Origin of the sequence: Arthrobacter jinronghuae (assembly GCF_025244825.1) — a bacterium.
Lineage (GTDB): Bacteria > Actinomycetota > Actinomycetes > Actinomycetales > Micrococcaceae > Arthrobacter_B > Arthrobacter_B jinronghuae.
Window position 1 is genome coordinate 3078593 of record NZ_CP104263.1, and the last position, 25457, is coordinate 3104049.

At 66.3% G+C, this 25457-nt stretch carries 24 protein-coding genes and 1 tRNA gene; 15 read left to right on the plus strand and 10 right to left on the minus strand.

What is annotated here, in order from left to right:
- Positions 1-7 precede the first annotated feature (7 nt).
- A complete protein-coding gene (locus tag N2K98_RS14450; protein WP_255864893.1) occupies positions 8-1720 on the plus strand; it encodes a bifunctional 3'-5' exonuclease/DNA polymerase in 1713 nt (570 codons plus the stop codon).
- 30 nt (positions 1721-1750) lie between these two features.
- Here N2K98_RS14450 and N2K98_RS14455 read toward each other — a convergent pair whose 3' ends face one another.
- The 3 genes from N2K98_RS14455 to N2K98_RS14465 are packed head-to-tail and all read right to left on the minus strand — an operon-like array spanning position 1751 to position 4554.
- On the minus strand, positions 1751-2434 hold the full coding sequence (locus N2K98_RS14455; protein ID WP_255864892.1) for an NUDIX hydrolase: 684 nt from the start codon (positions 2432-2434) through the stop codon (positions 1751-1753).
- Positions 2431-3228, minus strand: a complete 798-nt coding sequence (gene nth / locus N2K98_RS14460; protein ID WP_227919148.1) for an endonuclease III — start codon at positions 3226-3228, stop codon at positions 2431-2433. Before nth ends, N2K98_RS14455 begins: the two co-directional genes overlap by 4 nt.
- Before the next feature lie 60 nt (positions 3229-3288).
- Positions 3289-4554: a hypothetical protein gene (locus N2K98_RS14465; protein WP_255864891.1), complete on the minus strand. Its 1266-nt coding sequence runs from the start codon at positions 4552-4554 to the stop codon at positions 3289-3291.
- A 303-nt stretch (positions 4555-4857) separates the two neighbouring features.
- On the opposite strand from N2K98_RS14465, the gene acs reads away from it, so the two are divergent.
- Complete coding sequence (gene acs / locus N2K98_RS14470) at positions 4858-6846, plus strand: acetate--CoA ligase (protein ID WP_255796827.1); 1989 nt, start codon at positions 4858-4860, stop codon at positions 6844-6846.
- 101 nt (positions 6847-6947) lie between these two features.
- On the opposite strand, the gene N2K98_RS14475 is transcribed toward acs, so the two are convergent.
- Entirely contained in the window at positions 6948-7370 is a 423-nt protein-coding gene (locus tag N2K98_RS14475; RefSeq protein ID WP_255796826.1) for an organic hydroperoxide resistance protein, read from the minus strand.
- A gap of 86 nt (positions 7371-7456) precedes the next feature.
- On the opposite strand from N2K98_RS14475, the gene N2K98_RS14480 reads away from it, so the two are divergent.
- From N2K98_RS14480 to N2K98_RS14495, 4 genes are all read left to right on the plus strand, one after another.
- Positions 7457-8032: a TetR/AcrR family transcriptional regulator gene (locus N2K98_RS14480; protein WP_255864890.1), complete on the plus strand. Its 576-nt coding sequence runs from the start codon at positions 7457-7459 to the stop codon at positions 8030-8032.
- 79 nt (positions 8033-8111) lie between these two features.
- Positions 8112-9473 carry an MFS transporter gene (locus tag N2K98_RS14485; RefSeq protein ID WP_255796824.1) on the plus strand — a complete coding sequence of 454 codons (1362 nt, stop codon included), beginning with the start codon at positions 8112-8114 and terminating at the stop codon, positions 9471-9473.
- Entirely contained in the window at positions 9470-9931 is a 462-nt protein-coding gene (gene aroQ / locus N2K98_RS14490; RefSeq protein ID WP_255796823.1) for a type II 3-dehydroquinate dehydratase, read from the plus strand. Before N2K98_RS14485 ends, aroQ begins: the two co-directional genes overlap by 4 nt.
- A gap of 2 nt (positions 9932-9933) precedes the next feature.
- Positions 9934-10914, plus strand: a complete 981-nt coding sequence (locus N2K98_RS14495; RefSeq protein ID WP_255864889.1) for a DUF2332 domain-containing protein — start codon at positions 9934-9936, stop codon at positions 10912-10914.
- Between the two features lie 37 nt (positions 10915-10951).
- Here the strand turns inward: N2K98_RS14495 and N2K98_RS14500 are convergent, their stop codons facing one another.
- Entirely contained in the window at positions 10952-12133 is a 1182-nt protein-coding gene (locus tag N2K98_RS14500; protein ID WP_255864888.1) for a MarP family serine protease, read from the minus strand.
- A gap of 221 nt (positions 12134-12354) precedes the next feature.
- On the opposite strand from N2K98_RS14500, the gene N2K98_RS14505 reads away from it, so the two are divergent.
- Positions 12355-13032, plus strand: coding sequence for a Crp/Fnr family transcriptional regulator (locus tag N2K98_RS14505; RefSeq protein ID WP_146360700.1), 678 nt, complete (start codon positions 12355-12357; stop codon positions 13030-13032).
- 101 nt (positions 13033-13133) lie between these two features.
- Here N2K98_RS14505 and N2K98_RS14510 read toward each other — a convergent pair whose 3' ends face one another.
- From N2K98_RS14510 to N2K98_RS14520, 3 genes are read right to left on the minus strand one after another with little or no spacing between them, the layout of a single operon-like run.
- Entirely contained in the window at positions 13134-14045 is a 912-nt protein-coding gene (locus tag N2K98_RS14510; protein WP_255796820.1) for an NUDIX hydrolase, read from the minus strand.
- Complete coding sequence (locus N2K98_RS14515; protein ID WP_255796819.1) at positions 14038-14520, minus strand: RidA family protein; 483 nt, start codon at positions 14518-14520, stop codon at positions 14038-14040. The genes N2K98_RS14510 and N2K98_RS14515 overlap by 8 nt, the downstream gene beginning before the upstream one ends.
- Complete coding sequence (locus tag N2K98_RS14520; protein ID WP_407079849.1) at positions 14517-14729, minus strand: DUF4177 domain-containing protein; 213 nt, start codon at positions 14727-14729, stop codon at positions 14517-14519. Before N2K98_RS14520 ends, N2K98_RS14515 begins: the two co-directional genes overlap by 4 nt.
- On the opposite strand from N2K98_RS14520, the gene N2K98_RS14525 reads away from it, so the two are divergent.
- The 3 genes from N2K98_RS14525 to N2K98_RS14535 all read left to right on the plus strand — a co-directional run bounded on the left by N2K98_RS14525 (position 14711) and on the right by N2K98_RS14535 (position 18248).
- Entirely contained in the window at positions 14711-17080 is a 2370-nt protein-coding gene (locus tag N2K98_RS14525) for a transglycosylase domain-containing protein (protein ID WP_255864887.1), read from the plus strand. The genes N2K98_RS14520 and N2K98_RS14525 overlap by 19 nt on opposite strands.
- Positions 17077-18030 (plus strand): metallophosphoesterase, encoded by a 954-nt coding sequence (locus N2K98_RS14530; RefSeq protein ID WP_370646368.1) that lies wholly within the window; start codon positions 17077-17079, stop codon positions 18028-18030. Before N2K98_RS14525 ends, N2K98_RS14530 begins: the two co-directional genes overlap by 4 nt.
- A gap of 141 nt (positions 18031-18171) precedes the next feature.
- Positions 18172-18248 (plus strand) — tRNA-Pro (locus N2K98_RS14535).
- A gap of 64 nt (positions 18249-18312) precedes the next feature.
- Here the strand turns inward: N2K98_RS14535 and N2K98_RS14540 are convergent.
- Together N2K98_RS14540 and purD are read right to left on the minus strand one after the other, a co-directional pair.
- Positions 18313-19218 carry a phosphoribosylaminoimidazolesuccinocarboxamide synthase gene (locus N2K98_RS14540; protein ID WP_255864886.1) on the minus strand — a complete coding sequence of 302 codons (906 nt, stop codon included), beginning with the start codon at positions 19216-19218 and terminating at the stop codon, positions 18313-18315.
- Positions 19215-20558 (minus strand): phosphoribosylamine--glycine ligase, encoded by a 1344-nt coding sequence (gene purD, locus N2K98_RS14545; protein ID WP_255864884.1) that lies wholly within the window; start codon positions 20556-20558, stop codon positions 19215-19217. The genes N2K98_RS14540 and purD overlap by 4 nt, the downstream gene beginning before the upstream one ends.
- 306 nt (positions 20559-20864) lie before the next feature.
- On the opposite strand from purD, the gene N2K98_RS14550 reads away from it, so the two are divergent.
- From N2K98_RS14550 to purM, 5 genes are all read left to right on the plus strand, one after another.
- Positions 20865-21869, plus strand: a complete 1005-nt coding sequence (locus tag N2K98_RS14550) for an asparaginase (RefSeq protein WP_255796814.1) — start codon at positions 20865-20867, stop codon at positions 21867-21869.
- Between the two features lie 4 nt (positions 21870-21873).
- Positions 21874-22239: a sterol carrier family protein gene (locus N2K98_RS14555; protein WP_227919182.1), complete on the plus strand. Its 366-nt coding sequence runs from the start codon at positions 21874-21876 to the stop codon at positions 22237-22239.
- Between the two features lie 81 nt (positions 22240-22320).
- Entirely contained in the window at positions 22321-22641 is a 321-nt protein-coding gene (locus tag N2K98_RS14560; protein WP_255796813.1) for a hypothetical protein, read from the plus strand.
- Between the two features lie 50 nt (positions 22642-22691).
- Entirely contained in the window at positions 22692-24260 is a 1569-nt protein-coding gene (gene purF / locus N2K98_RS14565) for an amidophosphoribosyltransferase (RefSeq protein WP_255796812.1), read from the plus strand.
- Positions 24257-25366 carry a phosphoribosylformylglycinamidine cyclo-ligase gene (gene purM, locus N2K98_RS14570; RefSeq protein WP_255864883.1) on the plus strand — a complete coding sequence of 370 codons (1110 nt, stop codon included), beginning with the start codon at positions 24257-24259 and terminating at the stop codon, positions 25364-25366. Before purF ends, purM begins: the two co-directional genes overlap by 4 nt.
- Positions 25367-25457 lie beyond the last annotated feature (91 nt).

Here is a 25457-nt window from a genome sequence, read left to right on the forward strand (position 1 = left end):
TAGAAGCATGTACATCGTCCTCGCACCCGGCACCGGCGCTGCCCAGGCGGAGGACGAGACCTGGACCCTGCAGGAAACCGACGACGCCGGCCTTCCGTCCGCGCCCGCCGTCGTGATTACCCGGGACCGGCTGGCCGCAGCCGTCAGGCACTACGAGCAGGCGCCGGTCCGCTGGGTCTGGGAAACCGCCCGTGGAGTCTATTCCCGGCTGCTGGACGACGGAATCACGGTGGAGCGCTGCCATGACCTCGCGCTGGTGCGCGGGATCCTGCGGTTTGCCGAATCGGTTCCTCCGACGCCGTACATCGAAAAGCTGCGCGCCGCGGTGGACGATCCCGATCCGGCGCCCCGCCAGCTGCTCCCCGTCCAGCACTCCCCCGACCAGACCTCGATCTTCGATACGCTCGACGCCCCCGCCGGAGCGGCGGCCGGTCCGCAGCAGGCCACCGCTGCCGAGCTCGCCGCCGAACTGGCGGACCAGTTGGAGGCGATCGCCCGTTCCACGTCGCCGGCGAAACTGAACCTGCTGGCCGTCGCGGAGTCCACCGGCGGCCTGATTGCTGTGGAAATGGAAAAATCCGGCATCCCGTGGCGCCGGGACATTCACGAAGCCCTGCTCCGGGACACCCTCGGCCCCCGGCCACCGGAGGGCCAGCGCCCCGAAAAGCTCGAACATCTGGTCTCGGAGCTGCGCCGGCTGCTGGGCAACCCCGGCTTCAATCCGGATTCCCCGCAGGAGCTGCTGCGCGCCCTGCACCGCGCAGGCATCGAGGTCCGCAGCACCCGCTCCTGGGAGCTGCAGCAGCAGGACCATCCCGCCATCGAGCCGCTGCTGGAGTACAAAAAGCTCTCCCGGCTCCTCACCGCCAACGGGTGGGCCTGGCTGGATGCCTGGGTGGACGGCGGCCACTTCCGGCCCGAATACGTGGTGGGCGGCGTGGTGTCCGGGCGGTGGGCCTCCCGCGGCGGCGGTGCGCTGCAGATTCCCAAGACGGTGCGGGACGCCGTTCGCCCGGACCCCGGCCACCGGCTGATCGTGGCCGACGCCGCGCAGTTGGAACCCCGGGTCCTCGCCGCCCTGGGGCAGGACAATGCACTGGCGACAGCAGCCCGCGGCAAGGACCTCTACCAGGGCATCGCAGACCGCAGTTTCGACGGCGACCGGGCCAAGGCAAAGATGGCAATGCTCGGGGCTATGTACGGTGCCACCAGCGGGGAATCGGGCCGGCTGATGCCGGTACTGACCCGCGCCTACCCGCAGGCCATCGGCGTGGTGGAACGCGGCGCGCGGGCCGGTGAAGCCGGGCAGGTGGTAAGCAGCCATCTGGGCCGCAGTTCACCGCCGGTATCGGAACGCTGGCTCCGCGCCCAGCAGAGCACCAGCGCCGAAGAGCAGCGCCGCGCCGATTCGCTGGCCCGCGCCCAGGGCAGGTTCACCCGCAACTTCGTGGTCCAGGCGACGGCGGCGGAATGGGCGTTGTGCTGGCTGGCGGAGATACGACGGCGGCTGCGGGCGGCGTCGTCGTCCTCCCCCGCAGGGGAACTGGTGTTTTTCCTGCATGACGAGGTGATGCTCCAGGTGCCGGCCGAACGGGTCGAGGAGGTCAGCGCACTGGTGACGGAAGCAGCGGCGGCGGCCACGAGACTGCTGTTCGGTCCGATTCCGCTGGAGTTCCCGGTGGTCGCCGTTGCCGTGGACTCCTACGCGGACGCCAAGTAGCGTTTCCGCGACGGGACGCGCCGGCGAAGGCTAAACAGCGGGAACGATCTCCCGGCTCTCATCCCAGGGCAGGGTCCAGCCCAGTTCATCCAGCACGGCGTTGAGGATGATGCCGGTGAAGCCCCACACCAGCACCCCGTTCACGAGGAAGGCGGGAGAACGGTAAGCGCGTGAGCCGTTGGTGATTACCGCGGTGCGCCGGTTTTCCGGATTGAGCAGGTCCGCCACCGGTACGCGGAACACCGATGCCGATTCCCCGTAGTCCACCACGTCCACCGGCGTGGGCCGGTCCCACCAGCCCAGCACCGGGGTGACCAGGAAGTTGCTGACGGGCAGTCCCACTTCCGGCAGGGTTCCCAGCACCGTGACGCCGTCGGGGTCCAGCCCGGTTTCTTCCCGGGCTTCGCGCAGGGCTGCGGCTTCCGGTCCGGCATCGGCGGCATCCAGGGAGCCGCCCGGAAAGGCCACCTGGCCGGGGTGATCGTTGAGTGTGGCTGCCCGCTCGACCAGCAGGACGTCGAGTTCGGCGGGCACCCCGGCGGAGCGGAAGTCCGCGGGCCTGTCATCCAGGTTGCCGAAGAGAATCAGCACTGCGGCACGGCGGGCCGTGGCCGGGTCCACGCTGCGGCGCAGCAGTTCCAGGTTCGCGTCGAAGGAGGTGGAGCGGGTAGCCGCGGAGACGCCCAGCGCCCGCAGATCGGCGTAGGCGCTCATGCTTCGAGGCCGAAGCCGGCGGCCCGAAGCTGGGCCCGGGTTTCGGCGGCCATCATCCGGGCGTGCAGTTCCTCGCGGCCGGGCGCCAGCTCATACTTGAGCAGCTTGCGTGCCTTCGCGGGGTCCGTTTCGCCTTCGCCGTAGGAGGGGCAGAGCTGGGCGACGGGGCAGGCGCCGCAGGCGGGTTTCTTGGCGTGGCAGACCCGCCGGCCGTGGAACACCACCCGGTTGGAAAGCGGCGTCCAGTCCTTCGGCTCGAACAGCGCCGCGACGTCTTCCTCCACCTTCACCGGGTCCGTGGCGGTGGTCCAGCCGAACCGGCGGGACAGGCGCCCGAAATGGGTGTCCACCGTGATGCCCGGAACGCCGAAGGCATTGCCGAGCACCACGTTGGCGGTCTTCCGGCCGACGCCGGGCAGGGTGACCAGGTCCTCGAGCCGGTCCGGCACTTCGCCGTCGAACTCATCGACCAGCCGGGTGGACAACGCTTTCACGCTGGCCGCTTTGGCTCGGAAGAACCCGGTGGGCCGGAGAATCTCCTGCAGCGTTTCCTCGTCGGCCTCCGCCATCGCCTTGGCATCGGGGTAGCGGGCAAACAGGATGGGCGTGACGGCATTAACCCGGATGTCCGTGGTCTGGGCCGAAAGCACAGTGGCCACCAGCAGCTCGAACGCGTTGGTGAAGTCCAGCTCGGCCACGGCGTAGGGATAAACCTCGCCGAGCATCCGGTTGATCCGCCGTGCCCTCCGCTTCAAAGCGAGGAGGGACGGATCGCTGCCGGTTGCCTTTGCCACTGCTGGGATTCCTTCTACTGACGGTTGGATGCTGCTGGTGGCCGCTGGTGCGAGCCTGGCTTACTGGTCGGCGTCGACGCGCTCAATGTTGCTGAGATCGCGCAGCACGCCGATGCGTCCGGTGCGCTTGTCCTGGACCAGGAACTCGTCGCCGCGGTCCTCAAGACCCAGTTCCCAGTCACCCGGGTGGAACATAAACAGCGGCAGTCCGGTGCGCTCGTCCACAATCTGGCGGGGAGTGCCCACGGCGAACCAGAAGGCTTCCACCACTGCTTCGGACTCGTCACGGGTAGCGGTGATGGGTTCCGCTGAGGCGGATTCCGCTTCGTGGGCCCCTGCTGCGGACGCTTCGCGGGCTCCGGCATCGCGGACCACCGGGTTCACGGTGGTGGCGGCCATGGGCTCCTCGGCCCGCAATCCGGCGGCGGGAGCGGCAGCGGGCTGCGCCTGCGTAGCCGGTGATGCCGTGGCGGGGGAAACCTGCGTCGACGGGGTGGAGGTCTCCTGCACGGAGGTGGCGGGAGCGGCGGCCGATGCACCGGAGGTTCCGACGACGGCGGTGCCGCCGGGAGCGGAAACATCAGTGCTGCTCTGGCTCGGTGCGTCGTGCACGGTGGTGCGGGCGTCCTCGTTGCGGTGGGCGTCCTCGTTGCGGCGCAGCGGGTTGGTGAAACGGCGGGCGCCGGCGGCGTTCTCCGTCTCCGGCTTTGCTTCCGGCTTCGGGCGGGCCGGACGGGGACGCAGCGGCAAAGCGTCGCGGGCAGTCAGTGCGGCGGCTGCTTCGGGGCGGTTACGGAATTCCCGGGCAAAGAAGGGCAGGTGCGGCGCCAGGGTGGTGGACACCACCAGGCCCAGGGAACCGACCAACGCGACCATCGCGCCGACGCTGAAGTCGGTCACCGTCTGGATGAAGAAGAAAGCCAGGGCCAGCACAGCCGTCACGGAGGCGAACTGGTCCAGGGAGAGCGATCCCACGCGGGGCTTCATCGTGGGGGCGAGGCGGCGGCCGGCAAACAGTCCGGCAACCAGCAGCGGCAGCAGGATGCCGATGCCGATGAAGAACAGGGAGAACGCATTCCAAAGATTGAAGTCCTCTTCAAACCCGAGACGGGTCACCGTGAAGAAGGGCAGGATGCTACCCACGAGCATCACGAGGACCGAGCCGCCTACAACGGTGTCCCGAAGCCCGAAGGGCCCAACGAGGGCTTCCTGGTCCGTGGCAGCCGGATGTGCCGGCAGGCCCTTGTCTGTCGCGGAGGGGTGTCCGCCGGTTTCCGAAGATCCGGCCGTGGTGCGGGCCTCGTTCTCAACAGGGGGGTTGTTCATACTGATCTCCATTCACGACCACCTGTCCCTAGACCGCACGGGGGCGCCAGGCAACGGGAGGTGCGCATCTACGGTACGTAGGCGGTTGCTTCCTTCAGACAGCCTAATCAACGACGGCGAGGCAGACTAGCGCAGGGGCGGCGCGTCCCGGCGGAGTGACATACCGCTCACCGCATAATCACGCCGTTTTGTGACTGATTATGTGAGCGCGGACACATCGACCCAAATCCGGCGATAGGGTGGTTTGCAGCCATGCACGATTCCCCAAGTGATGGATTTTCAGCGAAGTGAAAGGGTTCAACCATGTCTGATCAGTCCCCTGCAAAGAAGCACGGAGACGCCTTCGAGAACCTGCTGCATGAAAGCCGGAGCTTCCCGCCGAGCGCCGAATTTGCAGCATCCGCAGTGGCGCAGCCCTCGCTGTACGAGGAAGCGGCAGCCGACGGTCCCGAGTTCTGGGCCCGTCAGGCACGGAACATTCTCTCCTGGGAACAGGACTTCACCCAGGCGCTGGACTGGACCGATGCCCCGTTCGCCAAATGGTTTGTCGGCGGCAAGCTCAACGCCGCCTACAACGCCCTGGACCGGCACGTGGAAGAAGGCCGCGGAGACCGGGTCGCCATTTATTTCGAGGGTGAACCCGGGGATACGCGCACCTACACGTATGCGCAGCTGACCGAAGAGGTCAAGAAGGCAGCAAACGCGTTCGAATCCCTGGGCGTCGCCAAGGGTGACCGCGTAGCGGTGTACCTGCCGATGATCCCCGAAGCAGTTATCACCATGCTGGCCTGCGCCCGGATCGGCGCCGTGCACTCAGTGGTCTTCGGCGGTTTCTCCGCCGACGCCCTGCGCAGCCGGATCGACGACGCCGAGGCGAAGCTTGTGGTCACGGCGGACGGCTCCTACCGCCGCGGAAAGCCCAGCGCACTCAAGCCCGCCGTGGACGAAGCCCTCGCCAAGGACGGGCATACCGTCGACAACGTACTGGTGGTGCGCCGCAACGGCGAGCCCGTGGAGTGGAATGACAGCCTGGACAAGTGGTGGCACGACGTCGTGGACTCCGCCAGCGCCGAGCACTCCCCCGTGGCCCACGATTCCGAGCACCCGCTGTTCATCCTCTACACCTCGGGAACCACGGGCAAGCCCAAGGGCATCCTGCACACCACCGGCGGGTTCCTCACCCAGACGGCCTTTACGCACCTGAACACCTTCGACCTGCACCCCGAAACGGACGTGTACTGGTGCACCGCGGACATCGGCTGGGTCACCGGCCACAGCTATGTTGCCTACGCTCCGCTGGTCAACGGAGCCACGCAGCTGATTTACGAAGGCACCCCGGATACCCCGCACCAGGGCCGCTGGTGGGAACTGGTGGAAAAGTACAAGGTCTCCATCCTCTACACCGCCCCCACCGCCATCCGCACCTGCATGAAGTGGGGCCGGGACATTCCGCAGAAGTACAACCTCGACTCCATCCGGGTACTGGGTTCCGTGGGCGAACCGATCAACCCGGAAGCATGGATGTGGTACCGGCAGGTCATCGGCGCCAACGGCGGCAAGAAGGAACACCCCGCCCCCATCGTGGATACCTGGTGGCAGACGGAGACCGGCGCGCACATGATCGCTCCGATGCCGGGCGTCACGGCCACCAAGCCGGGCTCGGCCCAGGTGGCAGTCCCCGGCATTTCGGTGGACGTGGTGGATGAGATGGGCGAACCGGTGCCCAACGGGTCCGGCGGTTTCCTGGTGGTGAAGGAACCCTGGCCGTCCATGCTGCGCGGCATCTGGGGGGACCCGGAACGTTTCAAGGAAACCTACTGGTCCCGGTTCGACAACATGTACTTCGCCGGTGACGGCGCCAAGAAGGACGAGGACGGCGACATCTGGCTGCTCGGCCGCGTGGACGACGTTATGAATGTCTCCGGACACCGGCTCTCCACCACGGAGATCGAGTCCGCCCTGGTCAGCCACCCGTCGGTGGCCGAGGCCGCCGTCGTCGGCGCTGCGGACGACACCACCGGTGAAGCCGTGGTTGCCTTCGTGATCCTGCGCGGCAGCGCGAAGGACGACGACGACATTGTCACCACCCTGCGCAACCACGTGGGCAAGGAGATCGGTCCCATCGCCAAGCCGCGGCACATCCTGGTGGTTCCCGAACTGCCCAAGACCCGCAGCGGCAAGATCATGCGCCGGCTGCTCAAGGACGTGGCCGAGGGCCGGGAAGCCGGCGACTCGAGCACGCTGGCGGACAACACCGTGATGCAGCAGATTGCGGCTTCGCTCAAGAAGTAGGCACAGCGAAATAGACACAGCGAAATAGACACAGCACCAAACAGCAGCAGGTGCCGTCCCTTGATCGGGACGGCACCTGCTGTTGTTCAACCCTGTGACCCTTAGCCGACGGTGACGTCCAGGTTCACGTCAATGTTGCCGCGGGTGGCGTTGGAGTAGGGGCAGACCTGGTGGGCGGCCTGGGTCAGCTTGTCCGCAGTTGCTTCGTCGACGCCGGACATCTCCACGTGGAGTTCAACGCCCAGCTTGAAGCCGCCGTCGTCGTTCTTGAAGATGCTGACGTCCGCCGTTACGGCGGCATCCGAGATCGGCGCCTTTTCTGCGCGGGCAATCATCTTCAGTGCGGAAAGGAAGCAGGCGGCGTAACCGGTGGCAAAAAGCTGCTCGGGGTTCGTGCCTTCGCCGGAACCGCCCATTTCGGTCGGAGTGGACAGGTTCACCTCGAGCTTGCCGTCGCTGGTACGGGCTTCTCCGTTGCGTCCGTCTCCGGTGGCGGTGGCAGCGGCAGTGTACAAAGCGCTCATGGGGAACTCCTTTTGTGGGGAAAGTCGGTAGACCTCAAGGTAGACTAACTAGTACGTCTACTGCAAGTGAGGGAGTCAGGGGAACCATGATGGCAGCTACACCCGTGCGGGAGCGGATCCTGGCACAGGCCTCTCTCCTGTTTTACCGAGAGGGGATCCGGGCAGTCAGTGCGGACAAGATCATTGCCGCTGCCGGCACCACGAAGGTGACCTTCTACCGCTACTTCCGCTCGAAGGATGATCTCGTGGTCGCGTACCTGCGGGAGCAGTCGGCGGCGATGCAGGCGCGGGCAGCGAAGCTGGATCCGGATCCGTGCACCGGGCTGCTGCAGTTCGCCGAAGCGATGGGTTCCGAGGCGTGCAGCGCAGGCTTCCGCGGCTGCCCGTTCATCAATGCGGCGGCGGAATATGCGGATCCCGGCCACCCCGTCCGCGTGGTTGTTTCGGAGCACCGGGCCTGGCTCCATTCCCTGGTCACCGGGCGGCTGCAGCAACTGGGCGCCGCAGACGCCGGACAGCTCGCGGACCAGCTGCTTATGCTGCGGGACGGGGCAATGGTGCATGGATACGTGGCGGACGGGACCGCCGTCGAACCGGCACTGATCACCGCCGGGAAGGCGCTGATCCTCCCGCACCTTCCGGAGCCGGGACAGTCCTCGTAGCGCGGCGGAAATCCGGACCGGTGTGACGTTGGACTCATGGACTTGGTGAAAGCCTCCGCTGCTAGGACAATTCCTGTCTGTGTCTACTACACCCGCAGCGGCCGCACCGCCCGCTTCCCCCACCCCCTCCTCTTCCAAGATGGCCCGCAAAGTTGCGGGCGCCTCGTTTATCGGCACCGCCCTGGAGTCCTACGACTTCTATGTTTTCGGCACCGCCGCAGCCCTGATCCTGAACCGGATTTTCTTTCCCGACGTGGATGCAGCAACAGGCATTCTGCTGTCCTTCCTCACCCTGGGCATGGGCTTCATTGCCCGACCGCTGGGCGCCATTCTCTTCGGCCACATCGGTGACCGGGTAGGACGCAAAACGTCCCTGATCGGAACCATCGTCCTGATGGGTACCGCCACCGGAGCCGTCGGCCTGCTGCCGGACTACGACACCATCGGGATCTGGGCGCCGCTGCTGCTGGTGGGTCTGCGCCTGCTCCAGGGCCTGGCCGTCGGGGGTGAATGGGGCGGTTCCATCCTGATTGCCACCGAGCACGCCGCTCCCCGAAAACGCGCGCTGTACGCGGCCATCCCGCAGATCGGTTCACCGGTAGGCACGATCATGGTCACGGGCATCTTCCTGCTGCTCACCCAGGTCTCCGACGCGGACCTGGCAGCAGGGGTCTGGCGCATTCCGTTCCTGCTGGCCTTCCCGTTTATGGGCATCGCCCTGTACCTGCGGCTGGCCATCGATGAAACCCCCGTTTTCAAGGGCGTGGCACAGGCCCACCAGATCACCCGGGTTCCGCTGCTGGAGGTGCTCCGCACCCAGTGGGCTGCGGTCCTGGTGGCAGCCGCCGCTGCGCTGCTGGGTATCGGCTCCTACTTCCTGATGACCACCTACACCCAGTCCTACGGGACAACGGTGCTGGGGCTGTCCGAATCCACGGTCCTGAACGCCGCATTGGTCGGTTCGGTGCTGCAGCTGGCAACCATCCCCGCGTTCGGTTTCCTGGCCAACCGGATCGGTTCGGCACGGATGGTGATGGCCGGGGCCGTTGCGACCCTGCTGATCTCCTTCCCGCTGTACTTCATCATCAGCAACGCCACCACACCGGTCTACATCCTGACCATCCTGATCGGCGGCATCGCGCCGACGGCCGCGTGGGCGGCGCTGGGCGGGTTGATGGCGGATCTGTTCCCGGCCCGAACCGGGTTCACGGCAATGTCCCTGGCCTACAGCTTGGCCGGCATCCTCTCCGGATTCACCCCATCCATCACCCAGGTGTTCTCCAACGCAACCGGCGGCGCGTGGTGGCATCCCGGCGTCGTCCTGGCCCTGATGTCCCTGATCACCATTGCCGGCGCGCTGGCCGCCCGCCGCATGACAGCGCGCAACACGGACGCGCTGCAGTCCGCTTCGCAACTGAACTCCGGCATAGTTAAGCCATGACTGCAGCCGGCACCCGCAACCTCCTCGTCCTTAACGGCCCCAACCTGAACCTGTTGGGCACCCGTGAACCGGCGATTTACGGCAGCTCCACCCTGGCGGATGTGGAGGCCGCGGCCATGGCCGCGGCCTCCGCCCACGGCTGGACCGTGGACTGTGTCCAGTCCAACCACGAAGGCGATCTGATCGATGCCATCCACGCGGCGCGCGGCACTGCGGACGGCATTGTCATCAATCCCGCTGCCTACAGCCACACGTCGGTTGCCATCCCGGACGCATTGTCCGGCGTGGAACTGCCGGTGGTCGAGGTTCACCTGAGCAACATCCACCGCCGCGAGGAGTTCCGCCACCACTCCTTCGTCTCCGCCGTGGCGGAGGTAGTGATCTGCGGGGCCGGTATCAGCGGCTACCGCATGGCGGTGGACTACCTGATCGGGTCCGCCGGGCAGGCCGCCGAGTAGCCATGGCCGCCACTGCGCAGCGGTATGCCCGGTTCGCCGAATTCGAGGCCCGGGGATCCTCCCCTGTCTACGAGCAGTGGACCGCGGCTATCAGCGCGGACCCTGAGGTGCTGGAGCTGATTGACGGCCTTCCGGAGGCCAAGCGCCAACCCAACCTCGTGCTGGCGGCCGCCCGGAGCCGTGGCGCCGCCGCCGGACCCTACGCGCAGTTCCGCTCCTTCCTGCAGGAGCATTGGGAAGACATCCGGTCGGTCATCCTGCGCCGGAGCACGCAGACCAACGAACCCCGCCGCTGTGCCGTCCTCCTTCCCCTGTTCGCCGAAATCGCGCGGACGGAGGGGCGCCCGCTGGCCCTGATCGAAGTCGGCGCTTCCGCCGGGCTGTGCCTATATCCGGACCGCTACGGTTACCGGTACGACGACGGCGACCTCCTCAACGATCCGGGCCGCCCGGACCTGGTCCTGGACTGCACAACCACCGGCAATCCGCCGCTGCCGCGGGCCTGTCCCGAGATCATCCACCGGACCGGCGTGGACCTGTCGCCGCTGGACCCTGCCGACCCCGAAGACCTGGCCTGGTTGGATGCCTTGATCTGGCCCGGCATGGAAGACCGCCGAATACTCCTGAAGGCAGCGGCCGAAACCGCCGGCCAGTCCCCAGCCCGGATCGTCAAGGGGGACCTCAACGCCGAAATCGCCGGATTAATTGAAGCAGCCCCGGCCGAGGCCGCCGTCGTCGTGTTCCACACCGCCGTCCTCGCCTACGTTCCGAAGGCGGACCGGGAAATCTTCCGGGAGAAGGTGTCCAGCTACGTGGATATCCCCGGACGCCCGGTGCATTGGATTTCCAACGAAGGCAGCGGTGCTCTTCCGGGGCCGGTGGAGCCTGAGCCCGTTGCGGAACCGGGACTGTTCGTCCTGCACCACAACGGCAGGGCGGTGGCCCGCACCGGAGCGCACGGGCAGTCCCTGCACTGGCTCTAGCGGGTTGACTGCTGGCCGTGTATTGAGCGGGGCAGCTTTATTTGCTCGTGCACTGACCGGCTGAAACCGGGCTGTCGTAATCCGACGCGGCGTCAACCACGGGGCCGACTTCGGCCAGCGAGAGGGCGTAGCCGATGGGCTGGTCACTGGTGGTCTTGGCGAAAATGATGCCGGCGAGGCGGCCGTCCATGTCCAGCAGCGGCCCGCCGGAATTGCCCTGCTGCACGTTCGCGGCCAGGGTGTAGACCTCCAGCACTTCGGGGGAGGTTCCGTAGATATCCCGGACGGACACGTTGGACAGGCCCTCAACACTTGCTGCCTGCAGCCGGAACGGGCCGCCCGCCGGATAACCGGCAAAGGCCGCGGTGGTGCCGGCAGCCAGCGCCTCACCCATGGGGACGGGATCGGCGTCGAGGCCGTCCACCGCGAGGACGGCCAGGTCGCGTGCCGGATCGAAGTGGACCACCCGTCCGGGCAGTACGCTGCCATCGGGAACTTCCACCACCGGTTCGTTCACGCCAGCAACCACGTGGGCGTTGGTGACCACGCGGTCATCCGCCACCACAACGCCTGAACCTGTCTGGTTCTGTCCGCACTGATATGCCGTGCCCGTGATTTTGAGGACCGACGCCGACGCGGTCCGCAGCTCTTCGGAGTCCACCTCGGCGCTCGGCGGGACAGCCGTTTGGGGCGCGGCGCTGTCGAGGATGGTCGGCAGCCCCTCGGAAACAGTGAAGGAACGGATCTGCGCACTCCAGGTCTTCACCTGCTCGGGGGTGGCATCGTCAATGGCGGTGAGTACCTTCGAGGCGGCAATCTGCTGGGACAGGAACGGGACGCCCAGCGTCGTCACGCTGAAGGCAAGCATCGCCATGACCAGCGCAGCCACTGCAAGGTTGGCGGCGCCGCCGAGTACGCGGTCCAGGAACCTCAGCGGCGGGAAATTCAGCCACCTGCGGATCATTCCGCCAAGCGCGGCTCCGGCCGCGTGGCCCACGAGCACCAGGACGACGGCCGTGGCAATGACCACCGTCAGCCGCCAGCCGTTATCCGGAACCCATTCGGTAACCAGCGGAATGGCAAAGAACGCGCCGACGGCGCCGGCAACGAATCCGACGATCCCGCCGAGGGTGACCACCAGTCCGTTGCGCAGACCTGCAGCCAGGTAGAAGATCAGGACAAGGAGCAGGATGATGTCCAGAAGTGTCAGTCCGAGCACAAAGAGCTCCAAGCGTGTCAATCGGGGTGGCCGGGCGGTGGAAGGCCGCTGCAGTGCGAGTTTATAGGGACAACCTCCGGAACCCGTTATCAGGATTGACCCCGCGCCTGTGGTCCTGCCCTCTTTTTCGGAGCTATCAGTGAACAAACGTGCTTTAGGTATCACTAGGGGGTGACGTGCGGCAAGATAATAAGGAGAGACCACTATTTACAGGAGATTTCATGGATATCGAGGTACTGCGCCGCGCGCCGTTGTTCGCCTCTCTGGGAGACGACGTCTTCGCCGCCCTGACCGAAGAGCTCACTGAGGTCGACCTCTCACGCGGCGCCTCCGTCTTCCGCGAAGGCGATCAGGGCGACCAGCTCTATTTCATCGTCTCCGGCAAGATCAAGCTTGGCCGCTCCGCCCCGGACGGCCGTGAAAACCTGCTGGCGATCCTCGGCCCGGGCGAACTGTTCGGCGAGATGGCCCTTTTTGATCCGTCGCCCCGGAACGCCACGGCAACCGCCGTTTCCGAAACCCGTCTTGCGGGCCTCCGCCACGAGAACCTGCGCGCCCTGATTGAAACCCGCCCCGAGGTTTCCGTTCAGTTGCTGCAGGCGCTGGCCCGCAGGCTTCGCCGCACGAACGAGTCCCTGGCGGACCTCGTGTTCTCCGACGTTCCGGGCCGCGTGGCAAAGGCGCTGTTGGACCTGGCGGACCGCTTCGGCCGTCCGGCGACGGACGGCATCCTCGTTGCGCACGAGCTCACGCAGGAGGAACTGGCCCAGCTGGTGGGCGCCTCCCGCGAAACCGTGAACAAGGCCCTCGCCGAGTTTGTCCAGCGCGGCTGGCTGCGCCTGGAAGCCCGCGCGGTTGTCATTCTTGACGTGCAGCGGCTGCGCCAGCGCTCCCGCTAAAGGCACGAAACACCAACAACGGCGGCGCCGGTCCCTGGGACCGGCGCCGCCGTTGTTGGTTCAAACCCGTGCACATTTGTGCACCGACGGTCCCGCGGCGGTTAGCGCCCGTGCTGCGAGGACCCTTCGGCACCGCCGCCTGCACGAACGGCTACGCAGGGCTTTCCGTCAACTTCCACCAGTTCCGGCTGATAAACAGCGGCGGGCCGGCGGCTCGAAAGGTAAGCGATACAGCCGCGGGCGGACGCCACCTTTTCCAGGGTGATTTCGACGGCGGGAACCACCAGTTCTCCCAGGGTCAGTCCGGAGGTGTCCGGCTGGCCGATTTCGTCGCCCAGCGCGGTGCTCTCCCGCGCGGCGATGACTTCCGCCGCCGGTTTCCAGTCTGCCCAGACACCTTTACCCTCCAGCAGGGTGGCGTCCTGGCCTACCGGCTGGACCGCAGCAAAATAACGGGTATCGAAGCGCCGGAGCGCAAAGTCGGCACTGTGCCAGTTGGACAGCGGGCGCAAAAGGTCCGTGCGCAGACCGAGGCCGCGCTTTCCAAGCAACTCCAGGAAGGATGCCTCCTGGGTGGCAATCGCCGTCCGTGCAGCCATCCATTCCGGGCCGCGGTTGCTTTCCAGCAGCGTGGACTCGTCCGGGCCGGCCAGCAGGATGCCGGTTTCTTCGAACAACTCGCGGATCGCGGCCACGACGTGGCGGCGGGCCAGCCGGGCGTCGTCGGCGCCCATGGACTTCGCCCACAGCGCCGGTGCCGGACCGTACCAGGTGACCTGCGCGTCGTCGTTCTCCTCGATGCTGCCGCCCGGGAAGGCGACCTTACCCAGGGGCGATTCGCCCCGCCGGTAGGAAAGGTACGTCTGGGTGCCGCGCGGAGAGTCCCGCAGCAGCACTACTGAGGACGCCAGCCGCGGTTTGCGGGGCGTGCGGTCGGGGCGCTCGAACCAGGTCTGGGCCGCCACCCGTTCCGAGGGCGCCACCGGGAACAGCCGGACTGGGGTGTTAGGCAAATTCAACGATCATTTCTATTTCAACCGGCGCATCCAGAGGCAGGACTGCGACGCCGACGGCGGAACGCGCATGGCTTCCCGCGGAGCCGAAGACATTTCCCAGCAGCTCGGAAGCACCGTTAATGACGGCCGGCTGGCCGGTGAAGGAAGGGTCGGAAGCGACATAGCCCACCACTTTGACCACCCGTACCACGCGGTCAAGGTCACCGATCTGAGCCTTCACGGCGGCCAGGGCATTGACGGCACAGACGGCCGCGTAGGACGCCGCATCCTCTGCGCCCACTTCCGCACCCACCTTGCCCGTGGCCGGCAGGACCCCGTCCACAAACGGCAACTGGCCGGACGTGTGGACGAGGTTGCCGGTGATCACGGCCGGAACGTAGACAGCCACCGGAGATGCGACGGCGGGAAGGCTCAGGCCCAGTTCCCGGAGCCTGGTCTCAACAGCCGAGACTGCACCGGCAGCGCCAGTCACTGGTTTTTTTCGCGTTTCATGTAGGCGACGGAACCGGTTCCATTCGGCGCCGAAGCGATCTGTACCAGTTCCCAACCTTCTTCCCCGTGCATATTCAGGACTTGCCCGGGTGTGTGCAGTGGAAGAGGCGTAATGAAGTATTCCCATTTGGTCATAAGGGAAAGCGTAACGTGCTTGTAGACTGTCTCGCATGGCAGCACGCAAATCACCGTTCTTTGACACGGCGACCACTCTCGGGAAGCTCGTCGCGTTCTTCGGCATCAGTGCTCTTTGCGGAGTCCTGGCTGCCGGTCTCCTGGTTCCGGTAGCCGCAGCAGCAGGCACAGCCGCATCCGGATCCATCCAGTTCTTTGACCAGCTTCCGTCGGAACTGGAGCGCGGGGCACTGGCCACGCCGTCAAAGATCTATGCAAACGACGGCTCCCTGATCGCCACCGTGTACGAGGAGAACCGCCAGCCCGTGACCCTCGACCAGGTGTCACCCAACATGGTGGACGCCATGCTGGCCATCGAGGATGACCGGTTCTACGAACACGGCGGGGTGGACCTGCAGGGCATCATGGGCGCCCTGGTGTCCAACGCCACCAGTGACAGCACCCGCGGTGCTTCCACCATCACCCAGCAATACGTAAACAACGTCATCATTGACACCAACATGCAGAACAACAAGGAAGTTGTTTTCAGCGGCGGTAAATCGGTGGGCGACAAGCTTCGCGAAATGAAGCTTGCAATTGCGGTGGAGAAAGAGCTGAGCAAGGACGAAATCCTTGAGGGCTACTTCAATATCGTTCCCTTCAGCGGCACCACGTACGGCGTCCAGGCTGCGGCGCGCTACTTCTTCAACGTGGACGCCAAGGACCTGAACATTGCGCAGTCGGCGCTGCTGGCCGGCGTCGTAAACGGTCCCACGTTCTACAGCCCGGAGCTGAACCCCGAGCGCTCCCTCGAACGCCGGAACCTGGTGCTTCAGGCCATGTTGGATAAGGGCCGCATCAGCCAGGAAGACTTCGACGCTTCTGTTGCCACCGGTTTGGACCTGCAGATCACGCCGGTGTCCAGCAACTGCGTTGGGGCCTCACAGGCCCCCTACTTCTGTGACTACGTAACGCGCCTTGTGCTCAATGACGAGAACTTCGGTGCCACGGAGGACGACAGGGACAAGCTGCTCAAGCGCGGCGGCCTGACCATCAAGACCACGCTGAACCCGACGTTCCAGAACGCCGCGCAGACAGCCGTCAACGAAACGGCCAATCCGGACACCACCGATGCTGAAATCGGCCACGCAATGGTCAGCGTTGAACCCGGCACCGGCAAGATCCTGACGATGGCCCAGAACACCCGGTACACACCCGAACTCGCGGACGGCAACTCCGTCCAGAACTTCAACGTGGACGTTAACCAGGGCGGTGATCCGACCAAACCCCTTAACGGCCTCGGCGGATTCCAGCCCGGATCCACCTACAAACCGTTTACGGTTGCTGCCTGGCTGGATGCGGGCAAGACCCTGAACACCACGCTGAACGGTTCCAAGCGCACCTACCCCGCCGGACACTCCTGGAACGCCTCGTGCCTGCCCGGCGGCCGCTATGTGGCACTGGAACCGTGGACGCCCATCAACTACGGGGATACGAACTACAAAACCACCACCGTCCTGGACGGCCTGGCCCAGTCCTACAACACCATCACCCTCGCCGAGATCAACCAGCTGGATCTGTGCTCCTTCCAGCAAATAGCCTTTGCTGCAGGAATCCACGACGGCAAGAGCTCGGAAGGCAAAGAGGACATGCTCTCCGTCAACCCGCCGTCAACCTTCGGCGGCGGCGGCGACGCCTCTCCGCTGTCCATGGCCACCGGTTTTGCAACTTTGGCCGCCGAAGGCCTGCAGTGTGACCCCATTGCCCTTGAATCCGTCACCGGTGCCGACGGCACCGAATATCAGGTTCCGGAGCAGTCCTGCGAACAGGTGATGCGTAAAGAGGTTGCCCAAGGCGTCAATATGGCCACCCAGCGGGTTATGACCAACGGTTCCGGTGTGAACCTGCAGGTCGGTGTTCCCACCGCAGGCAAGACCGGCACCAACGACACCCGCTCGCAGACCTGGTTCATGGGTTACAGCACCGGAATGGTCACCGCCTCGTGGATCGGCAACTGGAAAGCCAATAACACCACCATGTCGGACAAGTTGATCGGCGGACGGACCTACCCGGAGATCGACGGATCCCTGATCGCCGGCCCCTCGTGGAAGAACTACATCCAGCGGATTGCCGGACAGTACGAAGCCAATGCGTTTACCGCTCCCCCGGCCAGCATGGTCGGCAACACGGCTCCTGCCCCGCGCGCCACACCCCCTGCCTCCCCGCCGGCGTCCCCGGCTGCAGATCAGGGTCCCGGCAACGGCGGCGGCGGTGAAGGCGGCGGTCCCGGCAACGGCGGCGGCGGTGAAGGCGGCGGTCCCGGCAACGGCGGCGGCGGTGAAGGCGGCGGCGGTGAAGGCGGCGGTCCCGGCAACGGCGGCGGCGGTGAAGGCGGCGGTCCCGGCAACGGCGGCGGTAACGGATAGTGGCTGATTCAACCCTGTCATCCGTGGGACGCAAGGCGGCATGGCTGGCCGGCGGCTTGGCCGGCACCGGTGCTGCGGCCTTCGCCTACGGCTCCCTGATAGAACGGAACCTCTTCGGTGTCCGTGAAGAAACCGTCCGGGTCCTTCCGGCCGGAAGCACTCCCCTGCGGGTCCTGCACCTTTCGGACATCCATTTTGTTCCCGGCCAGGAACGGAAAGTCCGCTGGCTGCAGGGCCTGGCTGACCTGGAACCGGACCTGGTAGTCAACACCGGTGACAATCTCAGCCACCCCCAGGCAGTACCAGCCGTGCTTGAGGCGCTGAAACCCGTAATGCGTTTCCCGGGCGTATTTGTCCCGGGCTCCAATGATTACTACGCCCCGGTACTGAAGAACCCGTTTACGTACTTCACGGGCCCCTCCAAGCATCGGCGCGAGCCGGAGAAGCTGCCTTGGGGAACCCTCTTCGGATCTTTCCAGGACGCCGGCTGGCAGAACCTCACCAACACCAACAGCGTGATGGACCTGCCCGGCCTACGCCTGAACTTCTCCGGCGTGGATGACCCGCATCTGGGGCGGGACAAATATCAGGGCTTTGCACCGTCCGGCGTACCCGCTTCCACGGGAACCAACACAGCGCCAGAAGTGAAAATCGGCGTCGCCCACGCTCCCTACCAGCGCGTACTAAACGAATTCACCGGTGGAGGCGCCGAGATCATCCTTGCGGGGCACACCCACGGCGGACAGGTCTGCATTCCCGGCTACGGCGCCCTGGTCAGCAACTGCGACCTGCCGACCTGGCAGGCCCGCGGCCTGACCTCCTGGGCACATGCGGGACGCCGGGTGCCACTGAACGTCTCCGCCGGCATCGGCACCTCGCGCTACGCGCCGGTGCGCTTTGCCTGCCGTCCCGAGGCAGTCCTGCTGACCCTGACGGCGCGGGACGCCTAGCTCGGATCGGGGTCCGGACCTGCCTTTCGCAGGTGCCGCCGGAGACGTTCAAAACGCCCGTTTCGCGGAATCGGGATTTGTCTAGTATCCTTGTAAAGTTGCTTCGCGAGGTCGTCAAACACTTCAGCGAAGCAGTGGTTACGGGGTGTGGCGCAGCTTGGTAGCGCGCGTCGTTCGGGACGACGAGGTCGCAGGTTCAAATCCTGTCACCCCGACCAGCAAGGGCCGGTCAGAGAAATCTGACCGGCCCTTTTGCGTTAAGCGCCCCGCGCCTCGGGAAACTTACACGAATCCCTCCCCGGTCAGCCGTTCATAGGCCTCCACATACCGGGCCCGGGTTCGTTCGACGACGTCGTCCGGGAGGGCAGGGGGCGGCGTATCGGAGTGCCGGTCCCAGCCCGAGGCCGGTGAGGTAAGCCAGTCCCGCACATACTGCTTATCGAAGGACGGCTGGGCCTGACCGGGCGAATACAGTGCCGCATCCCAGAAACGGGACGAATCCGGGGTCAGCACCTCGTCCCCCAAGGTGACCGCCCCGGTCAGCGGATCCTTCCCGAACTCCACTTTGGTATCGGCAAGGATGATCCCGCGTTCCCGTGCGACGGCTTCGGCACGGGTGTAGATCTGCAGCGTCAGCGAACGCAGCTCGTCGGCCGTGCCGGCGCCCACCGTGTCCACCACCGCTTCAAAGGTGATGTTCTCGTCATGTTCGCCCTGCTCGGCCTTGGCCGAGGGGGTGAAAACGGCCGCTTCAATCCGCGAACCGTCCACCAGCCCGGCAGGCAGCGGCAGCCCGCACACTGTTCGGGAGGCCTGGTACTCGGCCAGCCCGGAGCCGGTCAGGTAGCCGCGGGCAATGCACTCCACCGGGTACATCTCAAGCTTCTTGCAGATCATCGCCCGGCCGGCCACGGCCTCCGGAATGCCTTCCTGTGCGGAAATCACGTGGTTCGGAATTTCCGCCAACTGGTCGAACCACCACAGACTGAGCTGCGTGAGGATCCGTCCCTTATCCGGAATGGTGCTGGCCAGCACGTGGTCATACGCGCTGATCCGGTCGCTGGCCACCACCAGCACGCGGCCGGCGTCGTCCCCGGCTCCCTCGGGCACGTACAGATCGCGGACCTTGCCGGAATACACATGCCGCCAGCCCGGCAGCTGGGGCGCACGGCCCGTACCGTCACTCATGCCGGGTTCCCTTCGCGGGCCGCAGCCGCGTCCGGCGCAGGCATGCTGCCGGACTGTCCCGAACTGCCTTCCGGGACCCGCACTTCGCCGCGGGCAGCCTTCAAGGCAATATCGGTGCGGTGCTGGGAGCCTTCCAGCCGGATCAGGTCGACGCCGGCGTAGGCGCGGTCCCTCGCTTCGTCCAAGGTGGAACCCAGCGCGACCACGGAAAGTACCCGCCCGCCGGCGCTGCGCACCTTGTCCTTCTTGAGCTTCGTGCCGGCGTGCAGCACGTGCACACCCTCCAGCTGCGCGGCTTTCTTCAGCCCCCGCACCCGGTCACCGGTCTTCGGCGTGCCGGGATAGTTTTCCGCTGCCACCACCACGGCGACGGCGGGGCGCGGGTCCCATTTAAGCTGCTCCATGGCGTCCAGGCCACCCTTGGCCGCCGCCATCAGCAGACCACCGAGCGGGGTCCTCAACCGCGCCAGCACTGCCTGCGTCTCCGGGTCACCGAAGCGGGCGTTGAATTCGATGACCCGCACCCCGCGCGTCGTCAGGGCAAGCCCGCAGTAAAGCACACCCACAAAAGGGGTGCCGCGGGAAGCCATTTCGTCAATGGTCGGCTGCGCGACCCGGCGGACCACGTCCTGCACCAGCCCGGCCGGTGCCCAGTCCAGAGGCGAGTAGGCGCCCATGCCGCCGGTGTTGGGGCCGGCGTCGTCGTTGAAAATCCGTTTGAAGTCCTGGGCGGGAGCCAGCGGCACCACGTGCCGTCCGTCGGAGAGCACGAAGAGGGAGACCTCGGGGCCGTCCAGGAACTCCTCAATCACCACGGTTCCGCCTGCCTCGAAGCAGGCTCGGGCGTGTTCCAGTGCTTCGTTCCGGTCCGAGGTCACCACCACGCCCTTGCCCGCGGCCAGCCCGTCGTCCTTGACCACGTACGGGGCGCCGAAGGTGTCAAGCGCGTCGGCGGCTTCTTCCACGGTCCCGGCCATGCGCGCCATCGCGGTGGGAACGTTGGCGGCCGCCATGACCTGCTTGGCAAAAGCCTTGGAAGCTTCGAGCTGCGCGGCCGCCTGCGACGGGCCGAACACGGCAATCCCTGCCTCCCGCAGCGCGTCGGCAACACCTGCCGCGAGCGGCGCCTCGGGGCCGATAACCACTAGGTCGGAACCGAGGGACCGAGCCAGGTCCGTGACAGCGGCGGGGTCGGTGGCCTCGACCGGGTGGACCGGGACCATCTGGGCAATGCCTGCGTTCCCGGGTGCCGCGTGGACCTCACGGACGTAGGGATCGGCCAGGAGCGCTCGGACAAGGGCATGTTCGCGGCCGCCTGGGCCTACTACGAGAACCTTCACAGTAGATCAGGGTACTTGCTGGGATGGACCGCTCGAAAGCACCTGCCCAACATGACGCCGCGGCGCGGATTGCCGCCGGGATGCCTGCCGGCGACGGTTCGAAACCCCGTGGCTACCTATTTGCCGCCCGCCCGGTACCTGTAGGCCAGCACCCCTTGCAGGTAGCCAAAGGTGGATCGATAGTGGAACTGCGGACGCTGCAGCGGTAAAGCGCACGCCGGGGAACAGCGGGGGGCAGCGAGATCGACGGCGGTGCCGGGGCCGTCATCGCCGGTTCGCCTCCCGCTCCCCTTTAGACTGAAGAACATGAACGCAACTTTTACCGCGTCCGACGCCGTTGAACTGGCCGTGCTGGAGCGCAACGGTTTTATTGAGTCCCGCCACATCGGTTCCGCCGTCGTGATGGCCGCCGACGGCACCGTGGTCACGGAACTCGGTGACATCACTACGCCGATCTTCCCCCGCTCCACGCTCAAGCCGTTCCAGGCCGTCGCAGCGATGCAGTCCGGAGTGCCCCTGCGCGGACCGCAGGTGGCCCTTGCCGCCGCCAGCCACGTCGGCTCCCGGGAACACACCGACGTCGTCCGCGGCATGCTGGCTGCTGCCGGCGTCACCGAGGGGCACCTGCAGTGCCCCGAGGACTGGCCGCAGGACGCTGAGGCCCGCAATGAACTCATCCGCGAAGGCAAGGGGCCGCAGCGGATCGCGTTCAACTGCTCCGGCAAGCACGCCGCCTTCCTCTGGGCCTGCACCGAGAACAACTGGGACCACGCAACCTACCTGGACCCGCAGCATCCGCTGCAGCGCCGCATCGCCGAGGTGATCGAGGAGTTCACCGGTGAAACCGTGCAGCACTGGGCGGTGGACGGCTGCGGTGCACCGCTGGCCGCTGTCTCGCTGACCGGGCTGGCCCGCGGCATCGGCCGGCTGGCCAAGGCGCCGTCCGGCAAGCACGGCAACGCCCGTGCGGCAACGGTAGCCACCGCGATGCTCGACTACCCCTGGGCGGTGCACGGACACGGCCGCGAGAACTCGGTTGTGATGGAGGACCTCGGGATCATCGCCAAGAACGGTGCCGAGGGTGTCCTGGTGCTGGGCACCGACACCGGCGCTTCCGTGGCACTGAAGATGCTCGACGGCAATACCCGCGCCGCATCCCTGGTGGGCCTGACGCTGCTGGCTGCGAGCGGCGCCGTCGACCCGCTGGCCGTGGAGAAGGTGCTGGACAAGATCATGCAGCCGGTGCTCGGCGGCGGACAGCCCGTGGGAAGCCTGCGGCTGGGCGCGCCGGTCACGGCGCTGCTGGGCTAGAAGCGTGGCACGGCGCCGGATCTCCGGCGAAGACGGCCGGGCGGCACTGCAGGCAGCAGCCGCCGGGGCAACTGACCGCGGCACCACTGCCATGGCAGTGCGCTATGCCTTGGAAGAACTCGCCGAACGCGCCCCCGGCAACAGCGTCGAGGTCCGGGTTCCGCCGTTCGGGGTGACCCAGTGCGTGGCCGGCCCCCGGCATACCCGCGGCACTCCCCCGAATGTCATCGAGACCGACGGCGCCACCTGGCTGGCGTTGGTCACCGGCCGGCAGTCCTGGGCCGACGCCGTTGCCGCCGGGAAGGTCGCGGCCTCGGGGCTGCGTGCCGACCTTTCGGATGTGCTGCCGCTGTTCCGGACCGGGTCGTAGCGTCCCGGGGCCTGGTCCGTCCCGTCCGCGCCTAAACTCCATCGGCACAGCAGGAGGGTACCCGCCCGGTAGAATCGGAGCATGGTTTCCGAGCAGCACAGCCCTGAGCGCCGCGAGATTACGGTCCGCCGCGCTCCCCGTTTCGTCCCTTTCCTGGCACTGGGCGTGGTTGCCGGGTTTATTGCTGCCCTCTTTGTCGCCTATGGCGGGGCCGAGAACCCCAGCTTCACCCGTGAGGCCACCCTCGGGTTCTTCACCATAATGTTCGGCCTCCCGGGGCTGCTGCTGGGAGCCTTGACCGCCCTCATCCTCGATTGGATCAGTGTCCGCAGGGCTCGCCGGTCCACGGTTGAAAGCGTGGATCCCGCCGAGCCGGAAAGCCGGGAACAGCCGCCGTCGTAACGCTGGCGCACACAGCCCGCACCGTCGGTCGTCCATGAGACAATTCACACATGGCACGTGGAGACGGACAGCTTTCCCATGATCTGATGCCCGGCGAAAAAGGCCCACAGGATGCCTGCGGGGTCTTCGGAGTCTGGGCCCCCGGCGAAGAGGTAGCGAAGCTAACCTATTACGGTCTTTACGCCCTGCAGCACCGGGGACAGGAGTCCGCCGGCATCGCCACCAGCGACGGCAACCGCATCAGCGTTTACAAGGACATGGGACTGGTTTCCCAGGTCTTCGACGAAACCACGCTCAATACCCTCTTGGGGCACATAGCCGTTGGGCACTGCCGGTATTCGACCACAGGAGCCTCCCACTGGGCCAATGCCCAGCCCACCCTCGGCGCCACGGCGAGCGGCACCGTGGCCTTGGCGCACAACGGCAACCTGACCAACTCCGCCGAACTGTATGAACTGATCCTCGAGCGCGAGGGCCGGCCCCGGGCCGGTGAAATCGCCCAGGGCAACACCTCGGACACGGCATTGGTCACCGCCCTCCTCAACGGCAGCGACGGACGGTCACTCGAGGACACGGCCATGGAACTGCTGCCGAAACTGCGCGGCGCGTTCTCCTTTGTGTTTATGGATGAGGGCACCCTCTATGCCGCGCGGGACACCTACGGCGTCCGGCCGCTGGTGCTTGGGCGCCTGGAGCGCGGTTGGGTGGTGGCCTCTGAAGGCTCCGCCCTCGCGACGGTGGGAGCCAGTTTCATCCGGGAGATCAAGCCGGGCGAATTCATCGCCATTGACGAATCCGGGGTCCGCAGCCGTACCTTCGGTGAGCCGACGCCGGCCGGCTGCGTGTTCGAGTACGTTTACCTCGCCCGCCCCGATGCCACCATTGCCGGCCGGTCCGTATATGAATCCCGCGTTGAGATGGGCCGCCAGCTGGCACGGGAGAACGCGGTTGAGGCGGACATTGTGATCCCGGTCCCGGAATCCGGCACCCCGGCCGCGGTGGGATACGCCGAGGAATCCGGCATTCCCTTCGCCCATGGCTTCGTCAAGAACTCCTACGTGGGACGCACCTTCATCCAGCCCAGCCAGACCCTTCGCCAGCTCGGCATCAAGCTGAAGCTGAACGCCCTCGAATCCGTGATCCGCGGCAAGCGGGTAGTGGTGGTGGATGATTCGATCGTGCGCGGCAATACACAGCGTGCCATTGTCCGGATGCTGCACGAAGCCGGTGCCCTTGAGGTACACGTGAAGATCTCCTCTCCCCCGGTCAAGTGGCCGTGCTTCTACGGCATCGACTTCGCCTCGCGCGCCGAGCTGATTGCCAACGGCGCTGCCGTGGAGGAAATCCGCGCATCCATCGGCGCGGACAGCCTGGCTTACATTTCCGAAGACGGCATGATCAACGCAACCCTGCAGCCGAGGGAACGGTTGTGCACGGCCTGCTTCACCGGTGTCTACCCGATCGAGCTGCCCGCCGCGGACCGGCTGGGGAAGAACCTGCTGGAACCCGCGAATCCCGCCAATCCCGCGGAGGACGCCGGCTCCAACGGCTGTGACCCGGGACCGGACAGCGAATACGAGAACCTGCTTACCGACGCCGAAAAGAAAGAAGCCGTATGAACGCCGCCCCCATCACTTACGCGTCCGCAGGAGTGGACGTCGAAGCCGGCGACAAAGCCGTTGAACTGATGAAGGCGGCCGTAAAGGCCACCCACAATCCGTCGGTGCTGGGCGGCGTCGGAGGTTTCGCCGGCCTTTACGACGCCTCCCGGCTGCTCCAATACCGGAAGCCGCTGCTCGCAACGTCCACGGACGGCGTCGGTACCAAGGTTGCCATCGCGCAGGCCATGGACATCCACGACACCATCGGCTTCGACCTCGTGGGCATGGTGGTGGACGACATCGTTGTGGTGGGAGCCGAGCCGCTGTTCATGACCGACTACATTGCCTGCGGCAAAGTGGTACCGGAGCGCATCGCCGACATAGTCCGCGGCATTGCGGCGGCCTGCGAGGTGGCCGGCACGGCACTGGTGGGCGGGGAAACCGCCGAACACCCGGGCCTGCTGGGTGATCACGAGTACGACGTCGCGGGCGCTGCCACGGGCGTTGTGGAGGCGGACCGGCTCCTCGGCCCCGACCGCGTTCGCCACGGCGACGTAGTCATCGGTATGGCGTCCTCAGGTATCCACTCCAACGGCTACTCCCTCGTTCGACGCGTCATCAACCATGCCGGCTGGCAGCTTGAGCGCCAGGTTTCCGAGCTGGGGCGCACCCTGGGCGAGGAACTGCTCGAACCTACGCGCGTCTACGCCGCCGACTGTCTGGACCTGGCCCGCTACGACGCGGCCGGAGTGCACGGTTTCAGCCACGTGACCGGCGGCGGATTGGCAGCAAACCTGGCCCGCGTGCTGCCGAAGGGGTTGCAGGCGACGGTGGACCGCTCCACCTGGGAACTGCCGCCCGTGTTCAAGCTGATCGCCGAACTGGGGAACGTCCCTCAGCCGGACCTCGAACGCACGCTGAACCTCGGCGTCGGCATGGTGGCGATCGTCGACGCGGAAAGCGCGGACGCGGCGCTTGAGCGCCTCGCGGCCCGCGGCGTCCCCGCATGGGTCATGGGCACCGTCGGCGGGGTCGAAACACCGTCCGGCGCCGATTCCGATTTCGTCCAGGGCGCCAAGGGCGTTGACGGCGGCGCGGTCCGCCTGGTCGGCACCTACGCCTGAGCAGTCCCGCCGGGCAAAGCCAAGGCCCCGGACCGGATACGCCGGTGCGGGGCCTTGGCATTTAACTGTGAACTGAACATACAGGCTTAAC

What these genes read in the sequence shown, in the direction of transcription:
- N2K98_RS14550 (WP_255796814.1), top strand. Translation starts at nt 20,865, where the DNA reads ATGAACGCAACTTTTACCGCGTCCGACGCCGTTGAACTGGCCGTGCTG.
- N2K98_RS14525 (WP_255864887.1), top strand. Translation starts at nt 14,711, where the DNA reads ATGGCAGCACGCAAATCACCGTTCTTTGACACGGCGACCACTCTCGGG.
- N2K98_RS14475 (WP_255796826.1), bottom strand. Translation starts at nt 7,370, where the DNA reads ATGAGCGCTTTGTACACTGCCGCTGCCACCGCCACCGGAGACGGACGC.
- N2K98_RS14505 (WP_146360700.1), top strand. Translation starts at nt 12,355, where the DNA reads ATGGATATCGAGGTACTGCGCCGCGCGCCGTTGTTCGCCTCTCTGGGA.
- N2K98_RS14450 (WP_255864893.1), top strand. Translation starts at nt 8, where the DNA reads ATGTACATCGTCCTCGCACCCGGCACCGGCGCTGCCCAGGCGGAGGAC.
- N2K98_RS14455 (WP_255864892.1), bottom strand. Translation starts at nt 2,434, where the DNA reads ATGAGCGCCTACGCCGATCTGCGGGCGCTGGGCGTCTCCGCGGCTACC.
- N2K98_RS14495 (WP_255864889.1), top strand. Translation starts at nt 9,934, where the DNA reads ATGGCCGCCACTGCGCAGCGGTATGCCCGGTTCGCCGAATTCGAGGCC.
- N2K98_RS14480 (WP_255864890.1), top strand. Translation starts at nt 7,457, where the DNA reads ATGATGGCAGCTACACCCGTGCGGGAGCGGATCCTGGCACAGGCCTCT.
- purM (WP_255864883.1), top strand. Translation starts at nt 24,257, where the DNA reads ATGAACGCCGCCCCCATCACTTACGCGTCCGCAGGAGTGGACGTCGAA.
- N2K98_RS14540 (WP_255864886.1), bottom strand. Translation starts at nt 19,218, where the DNA reads ATGAGTGACGGTACGGGCCGTGCGCCCCAGCTGCCGGGCTGGCGGCAT.
- aroQ (WP_255796823.1), top strand. Translation starts at nt 9,470, where the DNA reads ATGACTGCAGCCGGCACCCGCAACCTCCTCGTCCTTAACGGCCCCAAC.
- acs (WP_255796827.1), top strand. Translation starts at nt 4,858, where the DNA reads ATGTCTGATCAGTCCCCTGCAAAGAAGCACGGAGACGCCTTCGAGAAC.
- N2K98_RS14560 (WP_255796813.1), top strand. Translation starts at nt 22,321, where the DNA reads ATGGTTTCCGAGCAGCACAGCCCTGAGCGCCGCGAGATTACGGTCCGC.
- purF (WP_255796812.1), top strand. Translation starts at nt 22,692, where the DNA reads ATGGCACGTGGAGACGGACAGCTTTCCCATGATCTGATGCCCGGCGAA.
- N2K98_RS14465 (WP_255864891.1), bottom strand. Translation starts at nt 4,554, where the DNA reads ATGAACAACCCCCCTGTTGAGAACGAGGCCCGCACCACGGCCGGATCT.